Consider the following 8368-nt stretch of genomic DNA (forward strand, 5'->3'; position numbering starts at 1 on the left):
GGGAGACGTTCAACCGGAAACCGTGCTCGGCCTGCGGGTGCAGCAGACCGAAGGCGATCAGCGGATACATCTGGAGCGAAAGCCACGGATGTATCTCGCGCCAGCCCAGCAGCCAGAGCAGGCCGAGTTTCTGGCGGGCGGTGAGGTCTGGTGAGCCGACGGCTTTCCACAGATGCCGCCGGGAGACCTGGTACCAGCCCTGCGCCCAGCGTAACCGCTGCCGCCACAGCGCCGACATCGTCGTCGGCGCCAGCTCGTAGGAGACCAGTTCCGGGTCTGCGACGATCCGCTCGCCGCTCATGATGGTGCGCAGGCTCGCGTCGATGTCCTCGGTCAGCATCGAGCCGCGCATACGGGTCTGGTGCAGCAGGTCGGTCCGCCAGTAGCCGTTCGACCCGCCGAAGATCCCGAAACCATGCATCCTTGCCCGGCCGGGATGACTCACCGCGTAGATCGACTCGAATTCCACGGCGACGGTGCGGCTGATCCGCGATGCCTCTCCGTTCCGGATCACGCAGTGCCCCTGGACGACCGCGGCTCCGTGCGACAGCCACCGCCAGGCCCGCCGGAAGGCGTCCGGTGCCGGATGATGATCCGCGTCGAAGACACCGACGAACTCACCGGTGACCACTGGCATCGCCGCGTTCACGTTCTGCGCCTTGGAGGTGCTGGTCGGCACATGCATCGGGACGAAACGGGGATCGGATTCGGCGATCCGCGCGAGCGTCTCCTCCACGGGCAGGTATCGGGGGGTGTTATAGGCGAGGATGATCTGTAGCGGACCCGGGTAGTCCAGCCGGAGGAACGCCTTGACCGTGTCGACGATCGTGGCCGACTCGTTCGGCAGATACGCGGCGATGATGGCGCTCGCCGCGGGGAACGGCGCGGCGGGCGCGTCCGGGCACTTCTCCGGTTCGAGCGCCGACAACTGCTCCAGGTAGGTGGTGAGGGTAGTGCCGGCCAGCGCGATGGCCAGGAGTGCGAAGACGACGTGGGTCGGATCGAGGCCCAGTGTGAACAGTGTGCTGTAGATCCCGAACGGGAGTCCGAGGCAGACCGCGGTCGAGACGACGATTTGGACGGCGTCGGACGGCCGCAACCGTGTGTGCAACGGGCGCCCGGAACGTCGCGGCTGGTTCTCCGCCGGTTCCATCTTAGGGTCGTAACAGACGGGGACCATGTCGAGCTGCTGGGCGGCGAGACCCATGGCCAGCCGGGCCCGCCGCAAGGCGGTGGCATCGTCGATGGTGTCGTCCACCTGGACGAACCCCGGAACGGGGGTTACCCGCAGGCGCTCGCCGTCGACAGCGAAGTCACAGCTCGCGACCGTACGCACGATCTCGCCGAACGCCGCTTCGGCGGAGCGGCCCGGCCGCGTCGGCAGGACAACGACCACCTCGCCGGGGCGGCCCTGGCCGATGGCGGAGCCACGCCACCGATGCAGACCACCTGCCAAGGCAGCGACCTGATTGAGCAGGGACAGGCAGGCGCCCGGAGCGAGGCGCTCGCGCAGCCGGCCGAACTCGGCAATGTACAGAAGGCCGACGACACAACTCCGGCCCGTCGATCGAGTGCGGCTCCGGGCCTGCTGGACGGTCGCGACGGCGCGATCGTGGTGCTCGTGATGGTAATGCCGTCGTCCTGGCACCCGCATGACCCGCCGCCATCCGGATCCATTCGGGACGACGAGGTCACTCGTTCGCGGATCCAGATCCGCCACCGCGTACTCCGGCGGCGGAACTGCCATGTTCAGTGTGTTGATCCCCCCCGGCGTCGGCCTTTCAGTGACCGTTTCAGCGAAATTCGCAGCCATGAACTGAACTCTCGCTAGGGGGACGTAATGAAGTAACAAATACGTGATCGAGAGCATCATCGCAGGTCACAGGCCTATGGGGGGTTCGAAACGCGCAAGTTATTTCATTTCGACTCCTAGATGCGCCGGATAATTCTAAATCTTTTTGGTGTAGGGAGTCGTGGGAACCGGGGCTGTACTCCTCTCGCCTGGCCGAAAAGTAAATACCTGGGCGCCTGATTCTCTGCTGGTTCGGCTTTATCGCTGGTTCGGCTTTATCGTGGCCGACACCTTACCAGCTGGGGTTCGGGTGTCTGTGGGTGGGCTGTGCGCCAGGAGGGAGATGATACGTTGCGTTGGCGGTATGTGAGTTAGATTTAACGTTCTGTTCATCCTTTCCGGTAACCATCCTTACTCGCGCGCGGATCGCGGACGATTCGGCGTCCGCAGTCTCCGCGGGAACGGCTACGGGAACGGCTACAGGACACGGCCGGCATGACCGGACGCGACTGGGCGCGACCGGGCACGGAAAAGGCTCCCCGGTTTTTCGGGGAGCCCTATGGGGACGTAATGAAGTAACAAATACGTGATCGAGAGCATCATCGCAGGTCACAGGCCTGTGGAGGGTTCGAAACGCGCAAGTTATTTCATTTCGACTCCTATGTACGCATGGTGTCGATGAAGTTATGCCACGCAATGAATGGTCTGAGGTTCGCGCTCTTCCCGCAGGTAGCAGCCATGATGGCGCCGCGCCTGGTGATGCTGTTGATCATGGGAGCGGCCAGTCCACCGAGCGGACAGGGGGTGCGATCTGTCAAGCTCGTAGCGAACGAAGCACGTCGAGGATCGGCGGTGGCGCGGGGCCGGTCCTGCCGATCGGCAGGACCGGCCCCGCATCGACTCACGCGCAGGCGCGCCCCGGTCGGATGGAAGGAGATGCTCGCCATGGCCTCGCGCTTAGCGCGATCTGACGAGAAGGACGAGAAGGTCGATCGGCGGGTCCGGGTGCAGGGGGAGCCGGTCGACTCCTACCCGCAGCTGCCACCGGAGGTCGGCCGCGGTTCCATCCGCAAGATCACCGTTGTCGGTGAGCCTGTTCTGCACCGGCCCTGTAAGAAAATCACCGAGTTCGGGACCGCGGAGCTCGCTGCGCTGATCGACGACATGTTCACCACCATGTACGGCGCCGAAGGTGTCGGACTCGCGGCGAACCAGATCGACGTTGACGCCGCGGTCTTCGTCTACGACTGCACCGACGAGGATGGTGTGCGGCACGTGGGCCATCTGGTCAACCCCGTCCTGGAGGAGGCGCCGCCGACGGAGCGCCGGCTCGTCAAGGGAGATGAGGGGTGCCTGTCTGTTCCGGGGGCCTACATGGAGGTCGCCCGGCTCGGGCATGCCGCTGTCCGCGGTCAGGACCAGCACGGTGCCCCGCTCCGCCTGGAGGGAACCGGCTATTTCGCCCGTTGCCTGCAGCATGAGACCGATCACCTGTACGGCAGCCTCTACATAGACCGGCTGTCGAGCCGCGGACGCAAGAAGGCCCTCCGCGAGATGGAGGAGCGGACCGAGGAGATCTTCGCCCGCCGGGTCGAGGTGGCCGCCCAGCTCGGCAGGTAGCGTGCCACTGGCGCGCGCTACCTGTCCTACGAGAAAGGCTACCTGTCCTGCGAGAAAAAGGGAGTCGGCGGTGGATGTGGTGTTGCGGCGGGCGGCCGAGGCGGCGACGGGCTTCATGCCCGCGGAGGATGGCCTGGCGCTCTACGCGGCGGCGACGCGGGTATCGGCCGGCGGCCTGATCTGCGAGGTCGGCACCTACTGCGGTAAGTCGACCCTGTACCTGGCCGCGGCCGCCCGGACGGTGGGGGCGACGATGGTCACCGTGGATCATCATCGCGGGTCGGAGGAGAACCAACCCGGGTGGGAGTACCACGATGCCGATCTCGTCGACCCGCGTAGCGGCCAGCTGGACACGCTGCCCTTCCTGCGGCGGACGCTGGAGGACGCGGGCGTCGAGGACGTCGTGACGGCGGTCGTCGGCCGCTCCGAACGGGTGGGGCGATGGTGGTCGACCCCGGCCGACCTGCTCTTCCTCGACGGTGGGCACACCGAGGAGCAGGCCCAGGCGGACTACGAGGCCTGGGGCCGCCATGTGCGGCCCGGCGGTCTCCTGGCCATCCACGACGTCTTTCCGGACCCGGCGGACGGGGGCCAGGCACCCTACCACGTTCTGGTGCGAGCGCTGGCGGAGGGCTTCCGCGAGCTGTCGTGCGCGGGTTCGCTGCGCGTCCTACGCCGCGTCGACTGAGCGGCAGCCGCAGGCCGGCCGCTGCCGAGGAAGCCGGCGCTCGGCGGGTGTCCCCACCTCCGTCCGCGGCTCCGTCCGCGGCTCCGAAAGCCGCCTGCCGCCCTGCCGAGGCTCGTCGGACTCCTTGTCGAGGACACAGATCCCCTCGGGGAGGTCGTCGCCGCGGAAGAGGGTCTCGGTGACCCCGCCGGCCAACGTGTCGACCGCGAGGATCACCGCCGCCGCGGTCCAGGTTGACTGTTCGGCCGGCCAGAACGTCGCGGTCTCGAACTGCCAGCCCGTCCAGTAGCTCCCGTCGGCGTGCCGCAGGTGCTGCATGTCCATGACCAGCTTGGTCGCCGCGGCGGTCTCGCCCACGAGATGCAGGGCGATGGCGAGTTCGCAGGTCTCGGCCCCCGTAACCCAGGGCTCGTCAGCCACGCAGCGGATACCCAGACCGTCGACGACGAAGTCGTCCCACCGGCTGGTGAGCCGGGACCGACCCGCGGACCGGCGCAGCGCTCCGCCGATCACCGGGTAGTACCAGTCCATCGACCACCGGTCGCGGGGGGCGAAGTACTCCGGGTGAGCGACGAGGGTGTGCCGCAGCGCGCCGGTCGCCCGTTCCCAGGCCGGTGGCACCTCCCCGACCAGGGCGGCGAGCGCCATCCCGCAGCGCAGGCTGTGCAACGTGCTGGAGCATCCCGTCAGCAGGGCCTCGGGGTAGTCGACACCGTCCGACGACCGGGCCCACCAGATTTGTCCGGTCGGGCTCTGCATATCGACGACGAAGTCCAGGGCCGCCTCGACGACCGGCCAGATCCTCGTGAGGAAGGCGCGGTCACCGGTGGCCAACCAGCGGTGCCAGGCTGCGGTGGCGACATAGGCGCACTGGTTGCTGTCGGCGAAGTCCTCCTTGACCGCGCCGCCGACGTAGCTCGTCGCCCAGGATCCATCCGGCCGCTGGTTGCGACACAGCCAGGCCCACGCAGCGTCGGCGGCGTCGACCAGGCCGCCGAGGTCGAGGGCCATGGTGCATTCGAGATGATCCCACGGGTCGGTATGGCCACCGGGATACCAGGGGATGGCGCCGTCCGGCTCCTGGACGACGGCGATCGCGGTCGCGGTCGCGGTGAGCGCCTCGGGGGTCAGGACCGGAGCAGACTCAACCGGCCGCACGCGTTACCTCCGGCTTCCTCAGATACAGCACGATGCTCTTGCCGATGATCGGATTGAGGGCCCGCTCGGCGAGGCGGGTGATGCGGGGACGGCGCATCATGTCCCACACCAGCAGCCGGTGGTAAAGCCGCGTCGCCGGATGGCCGTCGTCGTGGACACCGACGAGACACCGCAGCCACCAGTACGGGGCGTGCAGGGCGTGCGCGAAATGGGTGCCGGCCGGTTCCAGTCCCACCGCGGTCAACCGGTCACGAAGCTCGTCCCGGCGGTAGATGCGGACATGGCCCCCCTCGACGCTGTGATAAGCCGTCGACAGGCTCCAGCACACCTGCTCGGGGAACCGGTTCGGGACGGTGACCGCCACCCACCCCCCGGGCCGCAGCACCCGGGCGATCTCCGCCATCGCCGCCGTGTCGGCGGGCAGGTGTTCGAGCACCTCGGCGGCGATGATCCGGTCGAAGGTGCCGTCGGCGAACGGCAGCGCCAGCGCGTCACCGCGTACTCCGGCGGCCTTCGCCTTGGGTGGAGCCTGTCCCTCCAGGGCCATCGCGGCGAGCATCGCGTTGACGCCGGCGACCTCGTCGGCGGAGTAGTCCAGCGCGATGACCTCGGCGCCCCGTCGGAACGCCTCGAACGTGTGCCGCCCGGCGCCGCATCCCAGGTCGAGCAGCCGGCAGCCCGCGGAGACGGGAAACCGGTCGAAGTCGACGGTCAGCATGCGTCGGCCGTCAGCCGGTCAGCGTCGACGGCGCCGGTGCGGACGCCCCGGCGCCGGGTGCGGACAGCGGTGCTGGCGTTGCGGTGGCTGGTGTTGCGGCGCTGGGTGTTGCGGCGCTGGGTGTGGACAGCGGTGCTGGTGTTGCGGCGCTGGGTGTGGACAGTGGTGCCGGCATCCCGGAGGGCGGGACGGGCGGCGCCCAGCGGGCCGCCGATCCCAGTTCCGGGACGGGAGGTCCCGGGAAGGGGGAGGTGGGCGTCCCGCCGACTGCCGCGATCCGCTCGGCGTACCAGTCCGCGGTGGCCGCGGCGGCCGCCCGCCAGGAGAACCGCGCCTCCACCCGGCGGCGCCCGGCGGCACCCATTCGGGCCCGTCGTTCGGGGTCGTCGAGCAGGGAACCGATGGCGTCCGCCAGGGCCCCCGCATCCCCCGGCGGGACCAGCAATGCGGCCTCCCCGTCCGGACCGGCGACCTCGGGCAGCGCCCCGGCGGTGGTGGCGACCAGCGGGATCCCGCAGGCCATCTCCTCGACGGCGGGCAGGCTGAACCCCTCGTACAGCGAGGGAACGACCGCGACCTCGGCGGAGCGCAACAGGTCCACCAGCTCCAGTTCCGGCATGTTGGAACGGAACGTCACGGCGTCGGCCAGGCCCAGCTCGGCAACCTGGCGCTGGGCCGTTCCCCCTTCGCGGGCCTTGCCGACGCAGACCAGGTGCGCCGAGCGATCCACCCGCAGCTTCGCGAGTGCCTCGAGCAGGACGAGCAGGCCCTTGAGCGGAACATCGGCGCTGGTCACAACGACGACACGGCCCGGAACCGCCGGATTGCCCGAGGGCGCCGGCGTGAAGACGTCGGCGTCGACTCCCAACGGAACCGTGTGCATGACCGCTGAGGGGAGGTTCATGTCTGCGATGATCTCTCGCCGGGAGCTCTCCGACGGGATGACGATGCCGTCCAGCCCCCGCGCGACCCGGGCCTGCATCGGGAGGAACGAGTACCACCGGCGCAGGCCCAGCCGGGACGTGAAGGTGGTTGCCGCGGCGAGGTGCAGGCGGCGATCGACCGTGATCGGATGATGCACGGTGCCCACGACCGGGATCCGGTACGGGCGCAGGGCCGCCCGCAGCGCCAGCAGGCCGTATCCCAGCCCCTGGTTGTCATGGACGATGTCGAACGGCGGTCGGCCCCCGGATGCCCTGGGACGCAGGGCCTGGCAGGCACGCAGGCTGAAGGCGAGCGGCTCGGAGAACTGGCCGGTCCGCATCATGGCGAACTCGACGACGTCCGGCAGGCCGTGGAACTCGGCCAGTCCGGGCCACCGGAACGGGTCGGAGTCCCGGTAGAGATCGAGGCTGGGCAGTTCGGTGAGGCCGACCCCCTCCTCGAGCACCGGGTACGGCGGCCCGCTCACCACCTGGACGCGGTGCCCCAGGGCGACCAGTTCGCGGGACAGATGTCGGACGTACACACCCTGGCCACCGCAGGTGGGCAGACTCCGGTACGACAACAACGCAATCCGCAACTGTGCGCCCTCCGTCCGTCTCGGGCCATGTCCTGGTTCCTCGACGTCGAGGGTGGCGCCGCTTCCTGGCACATTAGGATATTGAGTGCCGATCTTCACTGAAATGGGCCGACGCTGCGTCCCAGAGGTGTGCTTTGCGTCACATTAGGACTCTTCGTCGCGAGTCCAAGATCTGCGGCAACGAGGGAGACTTGCCTATCCAGAGGGTTTTGTGTCCGCTTTATCCCTCTGGATAGGCAAGGTGAGCAGGGGAGCCGGGTCAGTCGCTCTCGACGAGGACCACCTCGGAGGGGATGTTGCCCCGGGTGGCCACGGAGTACGGGCACAGGGCGTGCGCGGCCTCCAGAATCTCCTGGGCGGCCGCCCGCTCGATGCCGGGGATCTGCGCCTCGATCCGCGTGCTCAGCCCCAGGCTGCCGTTGTCGTCCCTGATCAGCCCGACGGTCACGGACACCGCCGAGTCCTTGACATCGATCTTCTTCTCGCGCGCGATGGCCTTGAGCGCGCCGTGGAAGCACGCCGCGTAACCGGTGGCGAACAGCTGTTCCGGGTTCGTGCCCGGCCCGTCGTCACCACCGAGGCCCTTCGGGACGGAGAGCTGGAGGTCGATCCGGTTGTCGCTGGACACCACCCGTCCGTCGCGTCCACCCCAGGCGGTCGAGGTGGCGGAGTAGATCGTGTTCGCCATGGTTGCCTCCGTGCATCAGGTGTTGCCGAAACTCCGGAGAGCCTGTGACATTTATGCAACCAAACTGGTGCCCTAAAAACTTCGCGGCCCACACCTTCGATTGTAAACATTCACCTGCTTTAGTGATCTTGCTGTAGGTGACGGTTCACGGGCATGGCTGTGGGCCGCGCCGGGCGGGGTGG

The 8368-nt window shown here is 68.3% G+C and carries 8 protein-coding genes; 2 read left to right on the forward strand and 6 right to left on the reverse strand.

From position 1 onward, the window contains the following. The coding region (locus tag ACY5KJ_RS14445) for a glycosyltransferase family 2 protein (RefSeq protein ID WP_462203583.1) at window positions 1–1873 on the reverse strand (1873 nt) is incomplete at its 3' end. Window positions 1874–2269: 396 nt separating this feature from the next. Then, a complete protein-coding gene (locus ACY5KJ_RS14450) occupies window positions 2270–2395 on the reverse strand; it encodes a hypothetical protein (RefSeq protein WP_462188627.1) in 126 nt (41 codons plus the stop codon). 342 nt (window positions 2396–2737) lie between these two features. Between ACY5KJ_RS14450 and def the strand changes: the two genes are divergently transcribed. Together def and ACY5KJ_RS14460 are read left to right on the forward strand one after the other, a co-directional pair. Next, a complete protein-coding gene (gene def / locus ACY5KJ_RS14455) occupies window positions 2738–3412 on the forward strand; it encodes a peptide deformylase (RefSeq protein WP_462188626.1) in 675 nt (224 codons plus the stop codon). A 70-nt stretch (window positions 3413–3482) separates the two neighbouring features. Further along, entirely contained in the window at window positions 3483–4100 is a 618-nt protein-coding gene (locus ACY5KJ_RS14460; RefSeq protein ID WP_462188625.1) for a class I SAM-dependent methyltransferase, read from the forward strand. Here the strand turns inward: ACY5KJ_RS14460 and ACY5KJ_RS14465 are convergent. From ACY5KJ_RS14465 to ACY5KJ_RS14480, 4 genes are all read right to left on the reverse strand, one after another. Then, the gene (locus tag ACY5KJ_RS14465) at window positions 4083–5258 is read right to left on the reverse strand and encodes a hypothetical protein (protein ID WP_462203584.1); all 1176 of its coding nucleotides are present in this window, start codon (window positions 5256–5258) and stop codon (window positions 4083–4085) included. The genes ACY5KJ_RS14460 and ACY5KJ_RS14465 overlap by 18 nt on opposite strands. Next, a complete protein-coding gene (locus ACY5KJ_RS14470; RefSeq protein ID WP_462188623.1) occupies window positions 5245–5976 on the reverse strand; it encodes a class I SAM-dependent methyltransferase in 732 nt (243 codons plus the stop codon). The genes ACY5KJ_RS14465 and ACY5KJ_RS14470 overlap by 14 nt, the downstream gene beginning before the upstream one ends. A gap of 10 nt (window positions 5977–5986) precedes the next feature. Continuing rightward, window positions 5987–7498 (reverse strand): glycosyltransferase family 4 protein, encoded by a 1512-nt coding sequence (locus ACY5KJ_RS14475; protein WP_462188622.1) that lies wholly within the window; start codon window positions 7496–7498, stop codon window positions 5987–5989. Between the two features lie 259 nt (window positions 7499–7757). Further along, the gene (locus ACY5KJ_RS14480) at window positions 7758–8186 is read right to left on the reverse strand and encodes an organic hydroperoxide resistance protein (RefSeq protein ID WP_462188621.1); all 429 of its coding nucleotides are present in this window, start codon (window positions 8184–8186) and stop codon (window positions 7758–7760) included. Between the last annotated feature and the right edge of the window lie 182 nt (window positions 8187–8368).

It is taken from the genome of Frankia sp. CcWB3 (genome assembly GCF_977927595.1).

Bases quoted from the DNA above. Each gene is read 5' to 3' on its own strand.
- ACY5KJ_RS14450 (WP_462188627.1), bottom strand. From the start codon at position 2,395: ATGATGCTCTCGATCACGTATTTGTTACTTCATTACGTCCCCATAGGG.
- ACY5KJ_RS14480 (WP_462188621.1), bottom strand. From the start codon at position 8,186: ATGGCGAACACGATCTACTCCGCCACCTCGACCGCCTGGGGTGGACGC.
- ACY5KJ_RS14470 (WP_462188623.1), bottom strand. From the start codon at position 5,976: ATGCTGACCGTCGACTTCGACCGGTTTCCCGTCTCCGCGGGCTGCCGG.
- def (WP_462188626.1), top strand. From the start codon at position 2,738: ATGGCCTCGCGCTTAGCGCGATCTGACGAGAAGGACGAGAAGGTCGAT.